The sequence below is a fragment of the Methylacidimicrobium cyclopophantes genome (assembly GCF_902143385.2).
Taxonomy (GTDB): Bacteria; Verrucomicrobiota; Verrucomicrobiia; order Methylacidiphilales; family Methylacidiphilaceae; genus Methylacidimicrobium; species Methylacidimicrobium cyclopophantes.
The window spans coordinates 16,433-37,683 of record NZ_CABFUZ020000080.1 but is presented as its reverse complement, the minus strand read 5'-3'; the positions used below and the strand labels follow the sequence as shown (position 1 = coordinate 37,683).

Genomic DNA, 21,251 nt, shown 5'->3' with positions numbered 1-21,251 from the left:
GATGGCTCTCTCGAGCCACGCTTGGGTGCAGATCCGCTGCCCCGACGGGTCGTGGATCGGACTCGATCCGACCAATTTGAGTTGGGAAAGCGAGCAGCATGTCCAGGTTGCGGTGGGACGCGACTACGCGGACGCCGCCCCGCTCCGCGGCATTTTCACCGGCGCTCGGGATCAGCGGCTTTCCGTTTCGGTGCGGATCGACCGCATCGAAGAGGAAGAGCCGACGGAAGCTGACTAGGAACCCATCCCCGTGAGGATTTCTTGAAAGCGGGCGGCGTTGCGCACGCCGTAGTCCCGATAGCAATTATTGAAGAGGACGTGGATCCGCGAGACGCGCAGGGCTCGAACCGAGGCGGCGAGCTCCCGGAGCTCGGCATCATCGTACCGGTACCGAAATCGATCGGCGGCGGAATGCAAGTTTCGAGCCATCCAAGTTTCCCGGTTCCTTCCATGCAAGCGCACCACGGCGACTTCCGACCAAGGAACCTCCCAGATTGCGGCAACGCTCGCGCTGGTTCCCTGGGGTTCGTCGACGATCACGGGAATGAACCCCTGCTCGCTCTCCCATTGCAGCGTTTCGTCCGCTCGGCGAGCTCCTGAAAACCAAGATGCGTTACGAAACTCGACGGCGATCCGGTAGCCTTCGAGCATCGCCGCGCAATGCAGGAGATGCTCTCGATTTTCCTGCGAATAGGAAAACCAGGGCGGAAACTGGAAGAGAACGACTCCGAGCTTCCCCGCTCCCCGGAGGGGAGAGAGGCCCTCGCGAAATCGCCGCCAGAGCTCCCGGCGAGCGGCTTCCGGCAGATCCCGATAGTAAATCTTCTCTCGAATTTCCCTGCCGGGGGAAGGCCGCAGATCGGAGGGCAGTGCGGCCGGAGAAGCGGGGTGTTGCGTAAAGAGACGGAAGGCCTTGCAGTCGAACGTAAATCCGGCGGGAGTCCGCTCCGCCCACCGTTTCGCATTTTCCCTCCGAGGGAGTGCGTAGTAGGACGAGTCGATTTCGACCAGCGGGAAATGGGCGGCATAGTAGCGCAAGCGGGATTCGGGATCTTGGGCTTCCGCCGGATACCAACCGGAGCTCAGAAGGGTGGGGTCGGTCCACGACGCCGTCCCGACAAGGATAAGGACCATCTTCGTCCAAGCTTCGCCTTTGCCTTTTCCCTACGCTTCGAGTCGATTCGCCACGACCTCCCGGTACCAGGAGACGAATCTCTCGATTCCCACCGAGAGCGGGGTGTTCGGGGTGAATCCCGCCTCCGCCTCGAGTTCTGTCGTGTCGGCGGCCGTCGCCGTCACGTCGCCGGGCGGCATCGGAGAATAGCGGAGAATCGCCTTTCCGCCCGCCGCCCTTTCAATCGCCTCGATCAGCTCCCGAACGGAAAGAGGGGCGCGGTTGCCGACGTTGAAAATGCGGTAGGGAGCGGAACTGCACGAGGGATCGGGATGGATCGGATCCCAGCCGGGATCGGGAAGGGCCGACCGAGGAATCAGCCGCGCCACCGCTTCGATCACGTCGTCGACATAGGTAAAGTCCCGCCGCAGCTCCCCTCGGCCGTACACTTCGATCGGCTCGCCGCGCAGAATGGCCCGCGTAAAGGAAAAGTAGGCCATATCGGGTCGCCCCCAGGGACCGTAAACGGTAAAAAAGCGCAATCCGGTCGCCGGAAGCCGATAGAGGTGGCTATAGGCATGAATGAGCAACTCGCCCGACCGCTTGGTGGCGGCGTAGACGCTCGCGGGATGGGATGCCGAATCTTTCACCGAAAACGGCAACGAACCATTCAATCCATAAACCGAACTCGAGCTGGCGTAGAGCAAATGGGGCAGAGGGACGATGCGACGGGCCGCTTCCAACAGGTGGACGGTGCCGAGGACATTGTCCTCCACATAGGCGGCGGGTTCTCGCAAGCTATAACGGACACCGGCCTGGGCTGCGAAATGGACGATCGCCTGCGGCCTCTCCCGTCTCACGAGCTCCTCTATTGGCTTCTGGTTGCGAAGATCGAGCTTTTCAAAACGAAACGAGGGGGAGTCTCGAAGAAGGCCCAGCCTCGCCTCCTTGAGGGCCACCGAGTAGTAGGCATTCAGGTTGTCGATGCCGATGATTTCCTCGCCCTTCTCCAGAAGTCGGCGAGCAAGCGAAAAGCCAAGAAACCCCGCGCAGCCTGTGATGAGGATCTTCATCGTTCGCCTACCACTTTCCTTTCCGTTCTCCTCGGGAAGCGGGCGAAAAGCTCCCGGCAAAACTCCTCGGGGAGAGAAACCTCTTCCGGCCAAGGCCGTGGATAGCCTTCCGCAGGGAGCTTTCGAGTGGCGTCGATTCCCACGTGGCTTCCGACGTTTGGGACGGTAGGAGCGTGGTCCAGGCTGTCGGATGGCCCGCGGGTAAAAAGGAAGTCTCGTTCGGGATCGACATTCGCACAGAGATGGAAGAGGACATCCGCCGTGTCGTGGACATTCACCTCGGCATCCACGACGACCAGGATCTTCGTAAACATCATCTGACCCATGCCCCAGAGGCCATGCATCACCTTGTAGGCTTGATACGGGTACTGCTTGCGGATGCTCACGAAGACTAGATCGTGGAAGACGCCTTCGGGAGGAAGCGCCAAATCGACGATTTCCGGAAAGGTTGCCTGCAGCACCGGAAAGAGGAGGCGGACGCTCGCCGTTCCCAGGTAATAGTCCTCCATCGGAGGCTTCCCGACGATCGTTGCCGGGTAGACGGCGTCCTTCCGATGGGTAATGCAGGTGAGATGAAAGACCGGATACGGCTCCACCGGCGTATAGAATCCGGTATGATCCCCGAACGGCCCTTCGGGGCGAAGCTCGGGCGGTTCCACGTAGCCCTCGAGGACAAAATCGGAGTGCGCGGGAACCTCAAGATCGACCGTCGTGCACCCGACCAAGGGCACTCCCTTCTTCCGCAGGAAACCCGCGAAGAGCAGCTCATCGACCCCGTCGGGGAGAGGCGCGGTGGCCGCAAAAGTAAGAATCGGGTCTCCGCCCAAACAGACGGCGACCGGCATCCGTCCTCCCCGCTCCCAATACTCCTTCCCGTGGCGAGCCCCCACCTTGTGAATCTGCCAGTGCATTCCGGTCGTCGTCTTGTCGTAAACTTGCATCCGGTACATGCCCACATTGCGTCTGCCCGTTCGGGGATCTTGCGTCACCACCTGGGGCAGCGTGAGAAAGGGTCCTCCGTCCTTCGGCCAACACCGGAGAACCGGAAGGGAGGCGAGATCGATCTCCGCCGAAGGTCCCATTGTTACGATCCGGTCTCGGCAGGGTCCGGTCTCAACTCGGTAGGGCCGGCTTCGAACGAGCCCGAGCCCCTTGCGGAAGAGATCCCAACCTTCCTGGAAGGAGCGAGGCGGCTCGGCGCGAAGCAGCATCCGAATCTCGTCGACGAGCTTTCCCAGAGGCCTCCCTAAGACAAGCTCGATGCGGCGCTCGGAGCCGAAGGCGTTGATCAGCACCGGAAATCGCGAAATCGACCCGTCCGGGAGGAGAGGTTTTTCAATGAGCAGCGCGTCGCCTCCTCCCGGGGACTTCATCTCTCGATCGGCCAGCGCGGTAATTTCGAGATCGGTTCGCACCGGCTCCGAAATCCGGACCAGCTCCCCTTCCCGCTCCAGCCGACGCGCAAAGTCCGCGAAAGATTCGCACTCCATGGAGAAATCCGCCCGCCTCGTCTTCTTGCAACGAGACATTCCCGCCAAGATACCTAAGGGAAGCGGGAAAACAGAAGGAAAAAGCCGGGTAAGGCCCCTACCGCGTCGGGCGCTCCGGAGGGCGCTCATGGAGGCCGCATTCGCGCTTCCACCCGAAGAAGCGGGTCTCCTCCGGAAGCATCCCTTCTTCCCACGGACGGCTCGTTGGAACATCCCCCACGGACACGTACCCGCGCGAAGCGAGGGGATGCCGGGGAATCTCCCATTTGTCGAGATAGGCTTCTACCTGCGCATCGTCCCAGTCGACTATGGGATGGAGCTTCGCGATTCCATCCTGCCATTGGAGAACCGGGAGATCCGCCCGCGTCTTGGCCTGCGTTCGGCGCACTCCCGCAAGCCAGCATTCGGCACGGAGCGTCTCCAAGGCCCTGCGCATCGGCTCGACCTTTCGAAGCTCGTTATACCGATCGAGCCCCTCGACTCCGTTTTCCCAAAGTCGTCCGTGACGCGCCTCGAACCAAGCGGCGGAAAGGGAAGGCCGGGCCACGTGCAGGCGAAGCCCGAATCGCTCGGTGAGCAGATCGGCATATCGATAAGTTTCGGGGAAGAGATAGCCGGTGTCGACGAGAACGACGGGAACTTCGGGGCGCAGCCGTGTGACCAGATGCAGCAAGACCCCCGCCTGTATGCCGAAGCTCGAGCTTACGATCACTCGATCTCCGAATCGGGCGAATGCCCACTCGATACGCTCGGCAGCGTCCATTTTTGCGAGAGCCCTTTCCGCTTCCGGGCTCTCTGCGGCTTCTGCCGCTTTCCGCTTGCTCTCGGTTTTCCCCTCTGTTCGAATTTCTTCCAGATGGGGAGGAAGGGAAGTAGCGCCGCACTCCGCAAAAATGCTTGGCTTTTCCATATCTCCCATTAGTCTATAGACTCATGAGCAATTTGAGCAAGCTTGAATCGCAAAGCATTTTCCTCCTGCGAGAGGCCTACCGGACGTTCCGGCGAATCGGCATGCCTTGGTCGATGGGCAAGGATTCCAACGTGCTCCTCTGGCTTGCCCAAAAGGCCTTTTGCGGCCGGATTCCTTTCCCGGTCCTCCACATTGACACTACCTATGAATTTCCGGAAATGCTCGAGTTCCGCGCATGGGCCCAAAAGCATTACGGCCTCCAACTCATCGTAAAGATCAATGAAGAGGCGATTGCGCGCGGCGTCGGTTACGAAACTCACGATCCCGTTACGGTGACTCACGAGCTCAAGACGGTCGCCCTCCAGCAGGCCTTGGCCGAATACCAATGGGATGCCCTGATTACCGGGATTCGCCGAGATGAGGATCCGACGCGGGCGAAGGAGCGCTACTTTTCTCCGCGGTCCTCCGAGGGCGAGTGGAACTACAAGGATCAGCCTCCGGAATTCTGGAATCAGTTCGCTCTTCCTCCCAAGGGAGCGGGCGGTCATGTGCGCGTGCAACCCCTGCTCGACTGGACCGAATACGATGTTTGGCTCTACATCCGGCGCGAAAAGATTCCCATTCCCCCGCTCTACTTTGCACGAAACGGGAAGCGTTTCCGCTCCATCGGCTGCCGGCCGATCACGCATCCGGTGCCGAGCACGGCATCAACGGTGGACGAGATCATCGCGGAGCTCTATTCCACGCGCACGCCCGAGCGGGCAGGGCGAGCCCAAGACCACCACGAGCGCAATGCCATGCAAAAGCTCCGCGCCAAAGGATTCCTATAAGAAAGGCCCGTCCGGTCATGCATTTTTCTCCTACGGAAGAAGTCTTGCCGATCGTCGTGATCGGCCATGTGGACCATGGGAAATCGACCCTGATCGGCCGTCTGCTCTTCGACACGGGCTCGGTTCCGGAAGGGAAAGCCGAAGAGCTCGCCAGGGCGGCCGCGGCGGAAGGAGTTCCCTTCGAGCACGCCTTCCTGCTCGACTCTCTCCTCGAAGAACAGGCTCAGAACGTTACCATCGATACGACGGAGATCCGGTTCCGCACTCGGAGAAGGCGATATGCGATCATAGACGCGCCCGGTCACAAGGAGTTCCTGAAAAACATGCTCTCGGGAGCGGCCAGAGCCCATGCGGCCGTGTTGGTCGTCGACGCCCAGGAAGGGGTGCGGGAGCAGACACGGCGCCATGCGATGCTCCTCCCGATCTTGGGAATTCGCCACATCCTTGTGGGCATCAATAAAATGGATTTGGTCGACTTTGCGGAAAGCCGCTATCGGGAAATCGCCGGCTCTCTGGCGACGCTTTTTGCCGAGCTCGGCCTTCCGGAGCCCACTTCTCTCCCCCTCTCCGCGCGGCTGGGGGAGAATATCGTCCAGCCGAGCCCCCGAATGCCCTGGTACGTCGGTGGGACTCTGCTCGAGGCGCTCGATGCGGTTCCCGCTCTCCCCTCCCTCGACGACCTGCCTCTTCGCTTCTCCGTACAAGACGTCTATCGCCGAGGTGCGGAACGCTTGATCGCGGGTCGGGTGGAAACAGGCTCTCTCCGAGTCGGTGATGAGCTCCTTTTTTGGCCCGGCCGCAAGCGCGCCCGGCTGCGTGCCTTCGCGGAGTGGCCTCCGGAAACGACCCCCGAGGAAGCATCGGCGGGACGCTCGACAGCGTTGATCCTGGAGGAGGAGATCTTTGTCGAACGAGGCATGATCGCCAGCTCCCTCGAAAAAACTCCGATCGAGGCGCGTGAATTCCCGGCAAAGATTTTTTGGCTCGGACCAGATCCCCTTCGCGTGGGGGAAAGTTACGAGCTGCGCTTGATGACGCAGTCGGTCGGCGCGCGCGTCACGGAGGTCGACCGGATCATCGATGCGGAAACGCTTTCCGTCCAGGACTCCCAGAAGCCGGGAGTCGCTCCCAATGAGATCGCGGAGGTGCTCATCCGCACCCAACGGCCGCTCGCCTTCGACAACGCTTCGGAAATCGCCCTGACCGGACGCTTCATTCTCGCAAAGGACGGGCGAATCCTCGGAGGGGGCATCGTTCTCGGCGCTCGTTACCCGAAGGCCTCCCTGCCCCCGGTGCATCAAAGCAGCCCTCTATTCTGGACGGAAGGAGAGATCGACCGGGACGAACGAACGCGCGCGCTGGGGCATCGCGGTGCCATCCTCTGGTTCACCGGACTCTCGGGTGCCGGCAAATCGACCCTCGCCATCCAATTGGAAACCCATCTCTTCCGCAGAGGAATTTGGGCCTATGTTCTCGACGGAGACAACCTGCGTCACGGCCTCTCCAGCGACCTGGGATTCAGCGCCCAGGACAGGAGAGAAAATATCCGAAGAGCGGCAGAGGCCGCTCGCCTCCTGGCCGATGCGGGACTGGTTGCCATCGTCGCGTTGATTTCGCCTTTTCGCGCCGATCGCCGCAAGGCACGGGAAATCGCGGAAGCAGCGGGCATCCCGTTTCGAGAGATCTTCGTCCATGCTCCCCTCGAAGTCTGCCGAGCGCGCGATCCGAAAGCGCTCTACGCGCGAGCCGAACGCGGGGAAATTCCGGAATTCACGGGAATCGATTCCCCCTACGAGGTGCCGGAAGCGGCCGAGTTGGAGCTCCCGACGGATCAGCTCTCGCCCACCGAATGCGTGGAACGGCTGATGAAGATCGTCCAAGAGGCGATCGCGGTCCCGAATCGGCCATCGCTACGAGAAGATCCGGCCGCGATCATTTAACCTTCCTTTGCGGGAGGCGACGGGAAAGCGGGGAGGAGCCAAGCTCCGGAAGAGAGCAGAGGGAAAGAGCGCCTTGCCGCCGCATAAGCATGCTCTGGCCTCCGCAACGATCGCTTGGAAAACGGCGACTCTCGCTGCCAGAAAGCAGCCAAGGGACCTTAGCCCGCATGTCTCAGGAAGGAGCGCGGAAGCGGGAAGACCCGCTCTCTCGGACCGTTTCGGCGGCCTTCGGATCCGCTTCGGCATCGACGGCGGCTTTCCAGATCGGGACATCGGTCTTGAGCCTGCGGATGACCTCTTCGGCGATGCGAAACGCGGTTCCGCGCCGCTCGGCCGAAACGCGGAGATAAAGAGAAGGCTCACCCACGGGAACCCTTCCGATTCGATGGATGAGAACGAGCTCGTGGCAGAGCCCGCGATCCCCTACCTCTTCGGCAATTCGCTCGAGTTCCTTCTGAGCCATGGCCCGATAGGCCTCGTAATCAAGGGCGACAATCGACCTCCCTCTCTCGCACCCACGCACGACGCCGAAAAACTCTACGATCACTCCGGTGGCGCCTTCCAGCGGAAAGGAGATCCGGGGCCGCTCGAGCGGCCCGTCGATCAGCGAAACGGAAATCCCCACGCTCATCCTCCGCTCACCGGGGGAAGCACGGCCATCTCGTCCGCATCCCCGACGGGGGCATCCCAAGAGCAATACTCGAGATCGAGGCTGACCCGCGCTCCGGGAATCTTTTCAAAAAAGCCGGGCGCAATCCTTTCGAGGATCTCGCGCGGCGTCTCCTCGGCACGGACGGAAACCCAGTGTTCCCGGAAACCGAGAAGCTCCCTGGCCTGCGCAAAGAGCAGCAGGCGAACCGTTCTCTCTTCGGAGTTCATCCCTATCCTCCCAGGGCGGTCATCGTCCGCTCGGGCTCGTAATAGTCCCGGAAGGAGTGCTCCAACGGCTTGCGGCGCAGCGTATCGAGGAAAGCTTCCCGCAAGCCATGCCGATCCATCGTCGGCCGCAAAAAGGGTCGAAGATCGACTTCCAGATGGTTCCCCAGACAGGGCCGGAGCCGCCCGTCCGCCGTAAGGCGCATCTTGTTGCATCGCTCGCAAAAGTGGAGATCGCTCAGAGCCCCGATGAATCCCACGGTGACCCCCCTTTTCTCCATCCGAAAGTAGCGCGCGGGCCCGAATCCAAGGGAGCGATCGAGCGGTTCGAGCCGATCTTCGCTTTCCAGTTTGCGCTGGAGCTCCGCTGCGGAAAGAAAGTTGTCCGGACGCAGGACCTCCCGAGAAGTGACCGGCATGAGCTCGATGAATCGAAGAATCAGATCCCTTTCCGCTGCAAAATCGAGCAGCGCCTCGATCTGATCCTCGTTGCGATGGCGCAATAAGACGGTGTTGAGCTTGATCTGCGCAAAGCCAAGCCGGCGCACCGCCTCGATCCCCTCGAGCACCGGCCCCAGATATCCTCCCGTAATCTGGTAATACCGCTTCGGATCGAGGGCGTCCAAACTGATGTTGATTCCCGAAAGACCGGAGTCGTTCAATTCGGCGGCCAAACCGGCCAAACGGGTTCCATTGGTCGAAAGTCGTACGCTCCTGACCCCCGATGTCCTCGAAATCTCGCGGATCAAGCCGGGCACCCCCGCTCGGACGAGCGGCTCCCCGCCCGTGATGCGGAAATCGGTGAATCCGAGTTCCGCTGCGACCGCAACGATCGCCAGGATTTCCTCGTAGGTCAGCAGATCTTCTTTCTCTCGCCAACCGGAAAAATCACGGGGGAAGCAGTAGAGGCAGCGCTCATTGCAGCGATCCGTGACGGAAATCCTTAAATAATGGACGGAACGACGAAAGCTATCGTGGCAGCTCACGAACCCCTTTCTTGTCTCCAGGAACCCATGAGGATCGGGCTACCCGTAGCTCTTAAAAAACTTCTTTTTGCCTTCTTCGGTCGAGGACGGAGCTTGCCGAGACTCCTGTGAGGAGATCGGCGGAGGAGGAACCCCTTCCGCTCCTGCCGGTTCCGGAGGAACCGGAGAAGAAGGGGAAGGGGCCGCTGCCGTCCTTCGACCTTGGCACGCCTCGACATACGCCAAACGCAGTTCGGTCAGAGCGCCGCCGAGGAAGGCCTGCTCATGGGGTTGGAGGTTGCCGCGCGTCTTTACCTCCAAAGCCTCCAAATGGTCGATGAGCTCCCGAGCTTCCGGAAGGCGCGGTTCCATCGCCTCCATCCCTGGAAGCGGAATCCGACCCAGGAGCACCAGAATATGGTCGATCTGCATCTGCAGATGGCGCGCGAACCGTGCCTGTACTTCCGCATCGGAGAGGGAATGATCCATAAGGAACCAAACGATCTTTTTGGGGAAGACTCAACCGATTTCTGCGCCATTAGGGCCGAACGACGCCCACGACATATCCCTGAGTTCGAAAATAGGAGCGGAGCACGCGGTTGACCTCCTCCGACTCCATCGCCCCCAAGCGAGCGAGCCGCCGCTCATCATAATCCCATCCCAACCCCAAGAGTTCGTGCAGGGCCGAATTCGCCACCACGGCAGCGGGATTCTGCCACGACATCTTCTCCTCGCTGATCAACTTAGCACGGGCTCGGGCAAACTCTTCTTCCGAAAACCCCTCTTCGGCCAACCGGAAGACCTCCTCCAACAGGATTTGCTCCACCTCCCTCTCTTTTCCGGGAGCGGTTCCGGCATAGAAAAAGAAATACCCGGCCTGTCGGCCGAGGAAACGCGAAGCGCTCACGAAGTAGGCCAGCCCCAACTCGTCGCGCACGCGGACGAAAAGCCGGGTTCCGAGATCCGAAAGAGCCTCCCGCACTACCCCTAAGGGCAAATGGTCGGGATGAACCAGTTCCGGGATCGGGAAGGCGATCTCCACAATGGCTTGCTCTTTGCCCGGGACCCGTTTTTCGACGCGGACGGGTTGCGCCGGCCGCGGCGGCAGGGGAAGAAAGGGAGGCTCCGAAGCCTCGCCAAATCGGGAAGCGATCGTCGAGGCGACGATCGATTGCCACTCGGTCGGGTTTACCGGACCCGCTCCCGCGATGATCAGACGGTTCGTCTGCAGTACTTTGCGGATGAATTCCGCCACATCGGAAACGCCGATCGAAGCAATGCTTTGCTCCGTCCCCAGGACGTTGCCTCCGGACGGATGCTCTCCCCAGAGAGCCCGGCGAATGAGATCTCGAGCGATGGCGAGCGGGTCGTCGCGCTCGGCCTGGAGCAGCGAAAGCTGCTTCCGTTTTTCGATGACAAGCTCCTCTTCCCGGCAAGCCGGCTCGAGAAGCATGTCGAGAAAGAGGTCAAGGGCCGAAGCCCACTCGCTGCTCAAAACCTCCAGGGAAAGGCCGGCGGAATTGTTCCCGGCATCGGCTGCCATCGAGCCGCCGAGCTCTTCCACCTCCCGAGCGATCCGAGCCGCCGTCCGCTTCCGAGTCCCCTTCAGCAGCAGCTGCGCCGAAAGAAAACAGACTCCCTCTTTTCCCTTGGGTTCGAAAAGAAGTCCGCCGTCGAAAGCGGCCCGAAAAAATTGGAGGGGCAGGCCGCTTTCGAGGGAAAGCATCCGAAGTCCGCCGCTCGCCTTCGTCAAAAAAGGAGTCGCGCCTTTCACCGGAAGCGCGCCTCCTGCCCGCCTCCGTTTGGGAGGAGGGAAATCAGCGGGAACGAGATCGACTCGATTCTCCTTGTGCGGCACGAGGTAGCGGCGCGCTACGCGTTGGACCTCTTCGGCCGTCACCCCAAGTAAGAGCCGCAGAAACGTTTCCTTCAAGTAAGGATCCCGAGCCAACAACCAGCCCGAGCCCACCGCCTCGGCCTTTCCCGCCATGCTCTTCAGGTCGGCGATCGAGCGTGCCAGTGTCAACCGACGAGCCAAGGTCAAGTCGGCTTCCGCAGGCAACGACTCCCCCATCCGGGAAAGTTCCCCGCGGATCCGCTCCGCCAACTCCTCCAACCGCTCCGGCCCGCATCGGGCCTCGATGCCGAAAGCTCCAATCTCCATCCCGGCGAATGCAAACGCTTCCACTTCCTCGGCCAAGCCTTCCTTTTCGACCAGCTCTTGATGGAGAATCGAACTCCGGCTCTCGCCGAGGAGCAAGGCAAGGACCCGCAAAGGGGCGGAATCAGGATGTCCCAACCCGGGGACCGGATAGAGCATCGCGACACGCGCAAGCTCGGAAGGGAATGGTTTCCGAGCATGCCGCGCGGCTACTTGCAAGGGTTCTACGGGGAGCGGGATATCCGGGAGAAATCGCCGCGGCTCTCCACCGAAGCACTCCTCCGCCACGGGAAAGACCTCTTCCGGCTCCGCCGCGCCGGATACTACGAGGAAGAGATTCTGCGGCACATACCGCTCGCGATGGTAGGCAACAACGTCCTCGCGGCTCAATGCGTTGAAGAGATCGATCTGTCCAAGGATCGGAAAGCGCAACGGATGGCGAAGAAAGGCGGTTTCACAGGCCGCCTGGAAGAGCTGACTCTCGGGATCGTCCTCGGCCATGGCGAATTCCCGCCGAATTACGTCTTTTTCCCGGTCGAACTCCTCCGGAGCAATGGCGGGGTGGAGCACGGCGTCGGCCAGAATCGGCAAGGCTCGCTGCCAAGAGTCCGCCGGTAGATCGACATGATAGACCGTCCGTTCGTAGGTCGTGTAGGCATTGAAGTGGCCTCCGAGGTCCTGAATCTCTTGGACCATCTGAATCCCGGTCCGGGTAGGGGTCCCTTTAAAGAGCAGATGTTCCAAGAGATGGGAGATTCCCGAGCCGATCCACCGGCCCTCGTGGATGCTTCCCGTGGAGCACCAGCATTGGAGAGAGACCACCGGAGCCCCCATGTCCCGATTGACGAGGATCGTCAGTCCGTTGGAGAGCGTCTTCTGCTCGACTTGCAGAAGCGAGAGCGGGAGCAGACCCTTCTCGGCCGGCGGCTTGCCTGCGGTAGATGGTGAGGTGGATCCCATGACGACTCTCTTGGGCATAAGCCGCCGCGGAAGCCGGCGACCCTCCCGCCCTACTCTCGCTACGCCGCAGGCGCCTTCTTCTGGCCTCGGCCCGGCTTGCCAGCCTTTGCCTCCGTTTGCGCGGCCTTTCGCTTGCGCGCGGGTCGGACCATTCCCGCCGGTCGAAAAGGCTTCACGAATGCCGAAGTAAAACTAAAACCTTTCTTGAAATCTTTCCGGCTTCCCGCGCTCGTCCGACCCAAAACCCCATAGGAAGCGAGGGAAAGGATCACATCGCCGAGGTCGCTGCAGTTCCGGATCCCCCATTCGCTGAAAACCAGCTTGCTCATCGGCCCAAATTCCTTCAGGGCGTGCATCCGCAACGATTCCAAGAGCTCCTTGCCAGTCGAAGCCGTAGTTCTACTCTTCGTCCTCCGCTTTCCCCCTTTTTCCGTCGAATGCAAGGCCTCGCGAACGAAATAGTAGGCCTCGTCGACATAACGTCCATCCCGCTCGCAGATCTCCTCGACAATGCTGGCAAAGTTTCGCTTACGCATATGAAGTCCGTGCTCTCTTCTCCTCTCAAAAACCTACGGATCGCGGGGAAGCTCTTCCACGAGCCCCCGATCGAGGTCCTTGCCTCCAAAGGATTCACGCAAGAGCTTAACCATTCCGCCCAGCGTCAACAGGACGAGCAGGAAGAACGCAAGCCCCTGCTCCCGACGGGTCAACCAGACGTCTCGACTCTTCCACCAAGCTCGCAGACCGGCCACCTTGCTGCATATCTCTCCTGAACGCTGCCGCATTTCAAGCAGTTTTCCCGGAATCGTTGCGCGACAAAGCCCTAGGCCCTCCGCCGAAACTCGAGGCAGCGACCGATCCGAAGGCGATCCGAGAAAAGAGTCCGAAACGCACGATTTCGCGACTTCGAAAAGGCCGAAAAAGGGATGTCGAAGAGCATCCAAATGTCTGCTTCTGCTTTTTTCTTGCTTTTCCCTCTTTGCGCGCTGATAGGCGAGGCAATGTTCGCACTCCGCATCCTCACACCCCAGCATCTGCTGGCTCCCTCTCTCCTCCATGAGTCGCTGCCTTCCCTCTTCGGGTCGGAGATCTCTGGAGAAGTCTACGGAGAGAACGAGGAGAGCGCAAAGATGCTCTCTTCCCGAGCCGCCGATCTCGCGGCAATCCCCGACACGTTGATTTTTCCGCTCCGGGAGACTAACCAGCTCTTGCCGCTTGCCGCAGCGCTTCCCTCCCCGCTTCCGGCGGAGCCTCAATTTCTCCACCACTATTTCGACCCGGCGAATCAATTTTCTTGGCCGTTCGGGTTTACCTTACTGGCCATCGCCGGTCCGGGAACGCCCGTGGAAGTCCCGAGCCATTGGAAAGACTTGGCGGGGGGACGAATCCCGTTTCGGTCGCCCCCCTCGCCGATCTATGCCCGCTTCCTTTTCGCCGCTCTGGAGCATGGGTTTCCTCCCTCCCCCGGCTCGCTCGCCCGCCAAGCGGGTCCGGTCGTGCCGCGCCGAGAAGAAAACGCCCGCATCGAGGTCGACTTCTCGCAGCGGCTCCAACTCCGCAACGCAACTCCGGGCTGGACCATCCACATCCCTCCGGAAGGCTCCTGGATCCGTCTCTTTCACTGGGTCATCCCCCGAAGCTGTGCCAACCCAAAGGCGGCGGGGACCGCTCTGCAAGTACTCTACCGGCCCGAGGTCCTCGGACGGATCGCCTCCGAGGCCCTTCTTGCGGTCACCGCGCGGGACGCTCGCCGAGCGGTACCTGCGGAGCTCCTCCGCAATCCGAACATCTACCCTTCCGAGTCCCTCCTCGACCGATCTGTCTTTGCTCGGGTAGACTGGCTCGCTCCGTCTCCTACCGCCGGTTGATTGGCCTCGGTCTACGGGAAGCGGGAAGAGCGGGAGGAGAGACGGGAAGCGAAGGGAAAGGAGATCGGCAACGCATGCCTCGGTGGACAGACCGGTTCGAGCGCTTCGCCGTCGACGTCATTCTGGAACGAAGGGACGGAAAGCGCGCGACGCTTCTCCGCGCCCTCCTCTACCTCCTCTCCTTGCTCTACGGCCCCCTGGTCCGCCTCCGCCTCTGGCTCTACCGCCGAAACTTCGTGCATTCCCATTCCTTAGGATGCTTGGTCATCAGCGTGGGCAACCTGACGGTCGGAGGAACGGGAAAGACGCCCGTCGTAGAAAAACTTGCCCGAGAGCTCGCCCACGCCGGCCGTCGCGTCGCCATCCTCAGCCGTGGATACAAGAGCGCATCCCTCCCGTTTTGGGCTCGGTGGCACCGAGCCGCCCGGGGCGAGACAGCGCATCCCGGACCGCGTGTCGTCTCTGATGGAAAGAGAGCTTTTCTGGATCCGTTCTTGGCGGGCGATGAGCCCTACATGCTGGCTTCGAATTTGCAGGGAGTCGTCGTCCTGACCGGGAAAAATCGCGTGCGCTCCGGCCTTACCGCCATCCGACAATGGGGGGTCGACACCCTACTTCTGGACGACGGCTTCCAGTATCTTCCTCTTCAAGAGCGCATCGACATCGTCTTGGTCGACCGGGAAGCTCCCTTCGGCAATCGGTTTTTGCTCCCCCGCGGCACCCTCCGCGAACCAATGAGCCATATCCGGCGGGCGGATATCCTGCTCGTCACGAAATGCGACGGCTCCCCGCTCGCCGAGCTGAAATCCGAATTGCGACGATACAATCGACACGCCCCCATCGTCGAATGCGCCCACCTTCCCCGCTATCTCTCGCACGTGAGCACCGGAGAAAAACAGCCCCTGAGCTTCCTTCGAGGCCTTCGGGTCGTCGCTCTCTCAGGCATCGCCCGCCCGGAAAGCTTTGAAAATGGGCTCCGAAAACTCGGGGCGGAAATCGTCTACGCCCGAAGGTTCGCCGACCACCACCGATTTTCCGAACAGGAACTTCTCCGCGTCCTGGAGCGGGCAAAGGCCCGGGCTGCCGCCGCGATCGTCACGACGGAAAAAGATGCCGTGCGCCTTCCTTTTCTTCGCACGCCTCCTCCGGTTCCGATCTATTTTCTCCGAGTGGAAATCGAGTTTCTTCAAGGAGCGGAGGCTCTCCAGAGCCGCATTCGCGAGAAAATGCGGGAGCGGACCCCCCCTCCCTTCTCCCCCTCTGGCCGTACTTCGTCCTTCGCGGAGCAGCCGGTGGTCAACGGAACGCATCCGGCCCTCCTGTGATTGCCCCCGCTCCTCCCGCTTCCCTTCTGGTCCGTTCGCCCAACTGGCTGGGGGATGCCGTTCTGAGCCTCCCCGCGGTCGCAAGCCTCAAGCGATGGCTCGGAAAGGGTCCGATCACCGTTGCGTCCTCCCAAAAGCTCAGCGCTCTCTGGCGTCTTTGCCCCTTCGTCGATCGCCTGATCGAACTCACCCACCCGGAAAGGCTCTTCTCTACCGCAAGACAGCTTCGGGAAGGAGGGTTCGAGGCCGCCCTCTTGCTCCCAAACTCCCCGCGCTCGGCTCTCGAAGCGCGGTTTGCCGGCATTCGCACGGTCTGGGGGAAAGCGGCTTGGCCCCGCTCCGCCCTCTTGAGCCGTCCCCGTCTGCTCGGTCGTCCCGCGGACCATATCCCGCAGCAAGCCGCGATTTACCTTGCCCTCGTCCAGGAACTGGGAGTCTCGGGCTCGATGGCCCTACCGGAATTGCGCATCCCGGCTTCCTGGCTCGAACGGCCGGAGCCGGTGATCGCCTTCTGCCCAGGAGCCGAATATGGCCCCGCCAAGCGATGGCCGCCCGAATTCTACATCGCCCTCGCACGGCGGCTCCGCGCGAGCACGGGCTACGAGGTGCGCCTTTACGGAGCGGCCGGCGACCGGGAAGTCTGCGAACGTATCGCTTCGGAGCTTCCCGGCGTCGAGAGTCTTGCGGGCAGAACGACCTTGGAGGAGTTCCTCGCCGCCTTGGCCCGCTCCCGATTGGTGGTCTGCAACGATAGCGGGGCCATGCACGTCGCGGCGCTCCTCGGGGTGCCCGTCGTGGCACTCTTCGGATCCACCGATCCCGCGCGGACAGGGCCTCTGGGGAGCTCTACCCGCATCCTTTCTCATCCGGTGCCTTGCGGTCCCTGTTTCCGCCGCACCTGCCCTACAGACTTGGCCTGTTTGCGCCGAATCGATCCGGAAGCGGTGTACGCCGTTTGCCTCGAGCAACTCGGTTCCTCCGCTGCAGTCTCTTCGTGAACGCCCCCGACGATCCGCAAGCTTCTTTGCCTCCAGCTCTTCCCACCTCCGCTTCCGCAAGGGGCGCAGCGGAGGGAGACGCGGCCACCCACCGCGCGGCGGGAATCGTCAGCCTTGCTGTCATGGGCTCTCGCGTCTTCGGACTCGTCCGAGAGCTGGTCTTTGCCGCTCTCTTCGGTGCCGGCAAGCTCCTCGACGCCTATCTTGCCGCATTCCAGATCCCCAATCTTCTTCGTGATCTCTTTGCCGAAGGGGCGCTTTCTACCGCGTTCACCACCGTCTTCTCGAAGACGTGGGAAGAGCAAGGGAAGGCGAAGGCGTTTTCGCTCGCAAACCATCTGCTGGCGATTCTCCTCATCCTCCTCTCCCTGGTCTGCTTGGCGGGCATCCTCCTTGCTCCACTCCTCGTCGAACTGACCAGCTTCGGTTTCCACGCGGTTCCGGGAAAGTTCGAGCTCACAGTCCGCCTCACGCGGGTGCTCTTTCCTTTTATCCTGTTCGTCGCCCTGGCGGCAGTTGCCATGGGGATCCTGAACGCCGGCCGGATTTTCGGTCTGCCGGCCTCGGCCTCGACCGCCTTCAATATCGTTTCCGTCGTGCTGGGCGTCTTTTTTGCCTACACCTTGGATCCGCAGCGCGATCTTCGCCATCCCTCGTTCGGCGAAAACGCTGTCTTCGGAGTCTGCTTCGGCGTCCTCCTGGGCGGCCTCGCGCAGCTTTTGATCCAGGTCCCGGCATTCCGTCGAATCGGATACGACTGGCGATGGAATCTCGATCTTTCGGATCCAAAGCTTCGGGAAATTTGGCGCTTGATGGTGCCCAGCGTGATCGCCGGAGCGGCCGTCCAGGTGAACGTTTTGATCAACGGCATGTTCGCCTCGGAGATCAACGGCGGCCGCTCCTGGCTCAACTGTGCTTTCCGGCTCATGCAGTTCCCGATCGGAGTCTTCGGCGTAGCGATCGCCACGGTGACGCTTCCGACGGTCTCGCGTCAGCATGCTCGATCCGATCTCGACGCCTTCCGGCGAACGCTTCGCCACTCGCTTCGCCTCGGACTCTTTTATACGGTTCCCGCCGCCATCGGCCTGGCCGTCCTTTCCGAACCCCTCATCCGACTCATCTACCAGCACGGTCGCTTCAGCTCCTGGGATACGCATCAGACGGCCACGGCGCTGCAAGCTTACACGCTCGGGCTGGCGGGTTATGCGGGGATCAAGATCCTAGCCCCTTGCTTTTACGCACTCGACTCCCCCTCGATTCCCCTCCGAGTGAGCCTCTTCGGCATCGGCCTCAACCTCCTGCTCAACTTCCTATTGGTCAAGGGACTCTCCTTTGGACACGTCGGCTTGGCCCTCACCACATCGCTCGTCGCACTTCTCAATTGCACTCAGCTCTTCCTTGCCCTCGATCGGCGCGTCTTTCCCGGAGGCTTCCGCCGCTGGCTCTCGTTCCTTTGGCGCTTGGGGCTCTCTTCCGTTGCTTGCGGCCTTGCGGCCGGATGGGTGGCCCGGGCGGTCGGCCGTTCCTCCTTGGGGGCGTTGCCTCTCGGCGGCGCCCTCCTCGTCGGAGCGGCGGTGGCCGGCGGTGCGCTGGCGTTCTTCCTTTCGGCCCGCGCTTTGGGATTGGAGGAGTGCCGAGAAGCTCTCGAGCTTCTCCGTCGGCTGCTCCGGCTGCGCAAGAGAGGGCGGAGTGGCGCTACTTCCTGACTCCCCCGCATCGCCTTGCCCGGGAGCGTCGGCGCGAAGCCGCTCGGCGGAGGGGAAGGTCGCCCGAGCGAGAGGGACTCTTCCAACAGCTTCTAATGGCTTGTCCCGATCGCGACTCTTCGCAAAGATCCTCTCGTGGCGCGATTCGTGGAGCTTCCTCTGACCGCCGGGGGTGCCAAGCTTTTGATCGGACTTATTCACCTCAGACCCCTACCGGGCTCGCCACGTTATTCCGGAGGGTTCGATGCGGTCCTGGAAGGAGCGCTCGCCGATACCGAGGCTTGGGAAAACGGAGGTGCTGACGCCCTCTGCATCGAAAACTACGGAGACGCCCCATTCTGGAAGAGCGCTGTACCTCCGGAAACGATTGCCGCAATGGCAGCCGTTGGCGCGGAAATCCGCCGATCGAGCTCCTTGCCGCTGGGTTTCAACGTGCTGCGTAACGATTCCCAAGCGGCGCTCGCTCTCTGCGCCGCTTGCGGCGGGAGCTTCCTCCGCGTCAATGTTCTTGCGAATGCGGCGGTGACCGACCAAGGGATTCTCGAAGGGGAAGCGGCCTCTCTCCTCCGCGCCAGATCCCACTTGGATCCGAGAATCCGCATCCTCGCCGATCTGCGCGTCAAGCACGCCGCGCCTCTCTCTCCTCGCCCCATTGAGGAAGAAGCGGTCGATCTGGTCGAGCGGGCCCTGGCCGACGGGATCATTCTCACGGGGCCGAAAACAGGAGCCGAGCCCTTGATCGAGGAGGTCGAGCGGGTCCGGAGCGTCTTGCCACTCACCCCAATTTTGGCGGGAAGCGGCATCCACGAGAAGAACCTGCAGCGCTATCTGGCTGCGAGCGATGGAGTTCTTGTAGGAAGTTCAGCGAAGGAGCAAGCGATCGACACCCCGGTCGACCGCAGGAAGGTGGAGAAGCTCACTCGACTCCTCCACATCCCGCCTCCATCGCGGATGGGACCCTCCCGCCCGGAATGAGCATTCGATGGCCTCTCTCGGCAAAGAGGCAGCGCCAGCTTGTTGCAGCGGCATCGGCCCTCGGGATCGCACTCGGAGCGTTCTGGGCCTGGAGGGCTCTTCTTTTCTGGCCCTTTCGCCTCGAGCAGCGGGTCATCGTCCTCGTCGAGGGAGCCGATTGCTGGCAAGGTCGGCTCTCCCGCTGGAAAAGAGTCGTCCCCGGAGGGAGCTGGGTGCAGGACGGGGGCCCGATTTCGGTCCTCCTTGGCCGTAACGGAGTCGCCTGGGGCATCGGCCTTCATCCCCAACAGCCGGGATTGCAAAAGGAGGAGGGTGACGGTCGAACTCCGGCCGGCCGCTTCCGGATCGGGCTCGTATTGGGAACCGCCCCCGCCCTTCCTTTGGGGACGAAGTGGCTTCTTTACCACCGCAAATCAGACCACGATGCCTGGATCGAGAATCCCGACCTTCCCCAATACAACCATCTCGTTACCATCCCAAATGGAGCACCTTTTCCCGACTGGTTTCCGGCCGAGCGGCTGCGGATCGAGGATCCGGTGCTCGAATGGATGATCTTCGTCGAGCACAACTATCCTGAAAGCCGCCCGGGCGCGGGCAGCGCGGTTTTCCTCCACGGACGCTACGGAGAGCACGCCAGAACCTCCGGCTGCGTCGCACTGGAAAAGGAGCAACTCCTCGATTTGATCCATTGGCTCGATCCCAGGGGCAAGCCCGAACTGGTCGTTTTGACCAAGGAAGACTATCTGCGCCTCTGGCAATCCTGGGCGCTTCCCCGTCCCGAGTGGCTCGAGGCCACGAAGATCTCTTCCTCGAACAGTTCCGGCGCGCGGCTTACCTTCGGAAGAGCTCCGCCCGAAGCCCGCTAAGGCGTTCCGCCGAAGACGGCGAGAAGGATCGCGACGACCACGATGTTGACCATGGATATGGGCAAGAGGAACTTCCAGCCCAGGGTCATGACCTGATCGTAGCGGAACCGCGGAAGGGTCCACCGGATCCACATGAAGAAAAAGACGAGCGCGCAAACCTTGACCAGAAAGACAAGAGCCTGGAGGAGAAAGGTCCCAAGGGAGCTCGAGGTCGAGAGCCAACCGAAGGGTAGGCTCCAGCCCCCGAGAAATAGGGTTACGAAAAGGCCGCTGGCGGAGATGAGCGCCGCATATTCGCCCAGGAAGAACATGCCGAAGCGCATGCCCCCGTACTCGGTGTTGTAGCCGCCCACGAGCTCCTGCTCGCTTTCCGGCAGATCGAAAGGGGCTCGATTGGTCTCGGCAAAGAGGGTCACCAGAAAGATCAAGGAGGAAATCAGGAGAGACGGCCAAAAAAGAAGCAGATGCCAGTCGATCTGCTTTCCTACGAAGGGGAAGAGAAACCAGCCCCGCTCGATTTGGAAATCGACGATCTGCGGAAGACTCAACCCTCCAGAAATCAAAAAGATGGGAATCGCCGAAAATCCTAGGGCGACCTCGTAGGAGATCATCTGGGCGCTCGAGCGGATCCCGCCGAGGAACGCATACTTCGAGTTGGACGACCATCCCGCCAATACGATCCCGTAGACTCCGAGCGAGGTGACCGCAAAAAGGAGAAGAGCACCGATCCCCACGTTCGCGATCACTCCGGGCTGTGGAATCGGAACGGAAAGTCCCGGCAAACGGATCGGGTCGACCCCAGCAAAGGGAATCACGCAGATAGCCAAGAGGGCCGGAAGGAAGGCGAGAATGGGGGCCAGATTGTAGTAAAAGCCGCGCACATGGCCGGGAACGAATTGTTCCTTGAGCATGAGCTTGAAGGCATCGGCAAGCGGCTGCCCCAGTCCCATCAATCGGGCCTGGAGGAAGGGGAGACCGACCCGGTTCGGCCCGATGCGATCCTGCATTGCCGCGCTCACCTTCCTCTCCGCTAGAACGGCATAGGCAACCAATCCCAAGAGAACCCCGACAACCAGAAGGATCTTCACGAGGGTGCTGATGACAAAAACGGTGAGTGTACTGACCATGAATTTCGGATCTCCTAGCTGAGATGCCTCTGGAATTTCCAATGCGAGGCACGGCTCAAGGTTCTAG

At 61.5% G+C, this 21,251-nt stretch carries 20 protein-coding genes and 1 pseudogene; 9 read left to right on the top strand and 12 right to left on the bottom strand.

Annotation, left to right across the window (positions count from 1 at the left end; genetic code table 11):
* Positions 1-238, top strand: a pseudogene (locus tag FN369_RS11005) (transglutaminase family protein); the annotation flags it as partial.
* Here FN369_RS11005 and FN369_RS01860 read toward each other — a convergent pair.
* The 4 genes from FN369_RS01860 to FN369_RS01845 form a co-directional block, all read right to left on the bottom strand.
* Entirely contained in the window at positions 235-1,134 is a 900-nt protein-coding gene (locus FN369_RS01860) for a DUF72 domain-containing protein (protein WP_142524514.1), read from the bottom strand. The pseudogene FN369_RS11005 and the gene FN369_RS01860 overlap by 4 nt on opposite strands.
* A 30-nt stretch (positions 1,135-1,164) precedes the next feature.
* Positions 1,165-2,187 (bottom strand): NAD-dependent epimerase/dehydratase family protein, encoded by a 1,023-nt coding sequence (locus FN369_RS01855; RefSeq protein WP_142524513.1) that lies wholly within the window; start codon positions 2,185-2,187, stop codon positions 1,165-1,167.
* Entirely contained in the window at positions 2,184-3,677 is a 1,494-nt protein-coding gene (locus FN369_RS01850; RefSeq protein WP_142524512.1) for a menaquinone biosynthesis decarboxylase, read from the bottom strand. Before FN369_RS01850 ends, FN369_RS01855 begins: the two co-directional genes overlap by 4 nt.
* A 97-nt stretch (positions 3,678-3,774) precedes the next feature.
* Entirely contained in the window at positions 3,775-4,587 is an 813-nt protein-coding gene (locus FN369_RS01845) for a phosphoadenylyl-sulfate reductase (RefSeq protein ID WP_142524511.1), read from the bottom strand.
* A 23-nt stretch (positions 4,588-4,610) separates the two neighbouring features.
* On the opposite strand from FN369_RS01845, the gene cysD reads away from it, so the two are divergent.
* Positions 4,611-5,417, top strand: a complete 807-nt coding sequence (cysD, locus tag FN369_RS01840) for a sulfate adenylyltransferase subunit CysD (RefSeq protein WP_142524510.1) — start codon at positions 4,611-4,613, stop codon at positions 5,415-5,417.
* 17 nt (positions 5,418-5,434) lie between these two features.
* Positions 5,435-7,357, top strand: a complete 1,923-nt coding sequence (cysC, locus tag FN369_RS01835; RefSeq protein WP_142524509.1) for an adenylyl-sulfate kinase — start codon at positions 5,435-5,437, stop codon at positions 7,355-7,357.
* Positions 7,358-7,529: 172 nt separating this feature from the next.
* Here the strand turns inward: cysC and FN369_RS01830 are convergent, their stop codons facing one another.
* The 7 genes from FN369_RS01830 to FN369_RS01800 are packed head-to-tail and all read right to left on the bottom strand — an operon-like array spanning position 7,530 to position 13,104.
* On the bottom strand, positions 7,530-7,988 hold the full coding sequence (locus FN369_RS01830) for a molybdopterin synthase catalytic subunit (protein WP_142524508.1): 459 nt from the start codon (positions 7,986-7,988) through the stop codon (positions 7,530-7,532).
* Complete coding sequence (locus tag FN369_RS01825) at positions 7,985-8,236, bottom strand: MoaD/ThiS family protein (protein ID WP_142524507.1); 252 nt, start codon at positions 8,234-8,236, stop codon at positions 7,985-7,987. Before FN369_RS01825 ends, FN369_RS01830 begins: the two co-directional genes overlap by 4 nt.
* A 2-nt stretch (positions 8,237-8,238) precedes the next feature.
* Entirely contained in the window at positions 8,239-9,219 is a 981-nt protein-coding gene (moaA, locus tag FN369_RS01820; RefSeq protein WP_142524506.1) for a GTP 3',8-cyclase MoaA, read from the bottom strand.
* Between the two features lie 39 nt (positions 9,220-9,258).
* Positions 9,259-9,687 carry a DUF1844 domain-containing protein gene (locus FN369_RS01815; protein WP_142524505.1) on the bottom strand — a complete coding sequence of 143 codons (429 nt, stop codon included), beginning with the start codon at positions 9,685-9,687 and terminating at the stop codon, positions 9,259-9,261.
* Positions 9,688-9,736: 49 nt separating this feature from the next.
* Positions 9,737-12,319, bottom strand: coding sequence for a M16 family metallopeptidase (locus tag FN369_RS01810; protein WP_178087606.1), 2,583 nt, complete (start codon positions 12,317-12,319; stop codon positions 9,737-9,739).
* Positions 12,320-12,378: 59 nt separating this feature from the next.
* The gene (locus FN369_RS01805; protein WP_142524503.1) at positions 12,379-12,855 is read right to left on the bottom strand and encodes a Minf_1886 family protein; all 477 of its coding nucleotides are present in this window, start codon (positions 12,853-12,855) and stop codon (positions 12,379-12,381) included.
* 33 nt (positions 12,856-12,888) lie between these two features.
* Positions 12,889-13,104 (bottom strand): hypothetical protein, encoded by a 216-nt coding sequence (locus tag FN369_RS01800; protein ID WP_142524502.1) that lies wholly within the window; start codon positions 13,102-13,104, stop codon positions 12,889-12,891.
* A gap of 159 nt (positions 13,105-13,263) precedes the next feature.
* Between FN369_RS01800 and FN369_RS01795 the strand changes: the two genes are divergently transcribed.
* The 6 genes from FN369_RS01795 to FN369_RS01770 all read left to right on the top strand — a co-directional run bounded on the left by FN369_RS01795 (position 13,264) and on the right by FN369_RS01770 (position 20,057).
* Positions 13,264-14,187, top strand: coding sequence for a type 2 periplasmic-binding domain-containing protein (locus FN369_RS01795; RefSeq protein WP_142524501.1), 924 nt, complete (start codon positions 13,264-13,266; stop codon positions 14,185-14,187).
* 74 nt (positions 14,188-14,261) lie between these two features.
* Positions 14,262-15,512 carry a tetraacyldisaccharide 4'-kinase gene (lpxK, locus tag FN369_RS01790; RefSeq protein WP_142524500.1) on the top strand — a complete coding sequence of 417 codons (1,251 nt, stop codon included), beginning with the start codon at positions 14,262-14,264 and terminating at the stop codon, positions 15,510-15,512.
* On the top strand, positions 15,509-16,510 hold the full coding sequence (waaF, locus tag FN369_RS01785; protein ID WP_142524499.1) for a lipopolysaccharide heptosyltransferase II: 1,002 nt from the start codon (positions 15,509-15,511) through the stop codon (positions 16,508-16,510). Before lpxK ends, waaF begins: the two co-directional genes overlap by 4 nt.
* On the top strand, positions 16,507-18,216 hold the full coding sequence (gene murJ / locus FN369_RS01780; RefSeq protein WP_142524498.1) for a murein biosynthesis integral membrane protein MurJ: 1,710 nt from the start codon (positions 16,507-16,509) through the stop codon (positions 18,214-18,216). Before waaF ends, murJ begins: the two co-directional genes overlap by 4 nt.
* Before the next feature lie 135 nt (positions 18,217-18,351).
* Positions 18,352-19,191: a BtpA/SgcQ family protein gene (locus FN369_RS01775; protein ID WP_142524497.1), complete on the top strand. Its 840-nt coding sequence runs from the start codon at positions 18,352-18,354 to the stop codon at positions 19,189-19,191.
* Positions 19,188-20,057: a L,D-transpeptidase family protein gene (locus FN369_RS01770; protein ID WP_142524496.1), complete on the top strand. Its 870-nt coding sequence runs from the start codon at positions 19,188-19,190 to the stop codon at positions 20,055-20,057. Before FN369_RS01775 ends, FN369_RS01770 begins: the two co-directional genes overlap by 4 nt.
* Here FN369_RS01770 and FN369_RS01765 read toward each other — a convergent pair.
* Positions 20,054-21,184 (bottom strand): complex I subunit 1/NuoH family protein, encoded by a 1,131-nt coding sequence (locus FN369_RS01765; protein ID WP_142524495.1) that lies wholly within the window; start codon positions 21,182-21,184, stop codon positions 20,054-20,056. The two genes, FN369_RS01770 and FN369_RS01765, sit on opposite strands and share 4 nt — an antisense overlap.
* Positions 21,185-21,251: the final 67 nt, after the last annotated feature.

Coding starts and splice junctions, on each gene's coding strand:
- FN369_RS01860 (WP_142524514.1), bottom strand. CDS start 1,134: ATGGTCCTTATCCTTGTCGGGACGGCGTCGTGGACCGACCCCACCCTT.
- FN369_RS01855 (WP_142524513.1), bottom strand. CDS start 2,187: ATGAAGATCCTCATCACAGGCTGCGCGGGGTTTCTTGGCTTTTCGCTT.
- FN369_RS01850 (WP_142524512.1), bottom strand. CDS start 3,677: ATGGAGTGCGAATCTTTCGCGGACTTTGCGCGTCGGCTGGAGCGGGAA.
- FN369_RS01845 (WP_142524511.1), bottom strand. CDS start 4,587: ATGGAAAAGCCAAGCATTTTTGCGGAGTGCGGCGCTACTTCCCTTCCT.
- cysD (WP_142524510.1), top strand. CDS start 4,611: ATGAGCAATTTGAGCAAGCTTGAATCGCAAAGCATTTTCCTCCTGCGA.
- cysC (WP_142524509.1), top strand. CDS start 5,435: ATGCATTTTTCTCCTACGGAAGAAGTCTTGCCGATCGTCGTGATCGGC.
- FN369_RS01830 (WP_142524508.1), bottom strand. CDS start 7,988: ATGAGCGTGGGGATTTCCGTTTCGCTGATCGACGGGCCGCTCGAGCGG.
- FN369_RS01825 (WP_142524507.1), bottom strand. CDS start 8,236: ATGAACTCCGAAGAGAGAACGGTTCGCCTGCTGCTCTTTGCGCAGGCC.
- FN369_RS01815 (WP_142524505.1), bottom strand. CDS start 9,687: ATGGATCATTCCCTCTCCGATGCGGAAGTACAGGCACGGTTCGCGCGC.
- FN369_RS01810 (WP_178087606.1), bottom strand. CDS start 12,319: ATGGGATCCACCTCACCATCTACCGCAGGCAAGCCGCCGGCCGAGAAG.
- FN369_RS01805 (WP_142524503.1), bottom strand. CDS start 12,855: ATGCGTAAGCGAAACTTTGCCAGCATTGTCGAGGAGATCTGCGAGCGG.
- FN369_RS01800 (WP_142524502.1), bottom strand. CDS start 13,104: ATGCGGCAGCGTTCAGGAGAGATATGCAGCAAGGTGGCCGGTCTGCGA.
- FN369_RS01795 (WP_142524501.1), top strand. CDS start 13,264: ATGTCTGCTTCTGCTTTTTTCTTGCTTTTCCCTCTTTGCGCGCTGATA.
- lpxK (WP_142524500.1), top strand. CDS start 14,262: ATGCCTCGGTGGACAGACCGGTTCGAGCGCTTCGCCGTCGACGTCATT.
- FN369_RS01770 (WP_142524496.1), top strand. CDS start 19,188: ATGAGCATTCGATGGCCTCTCTCGGCAAAGAGGCAGCGCCAGCTTGTT.
- FN369_RS01765 (WP_142524495.1), bottom strand. CDS start 21,184: ATGGTCAGTACACTCACCGTTTTTGTCATCAGCACCCTCGTGAAGATC.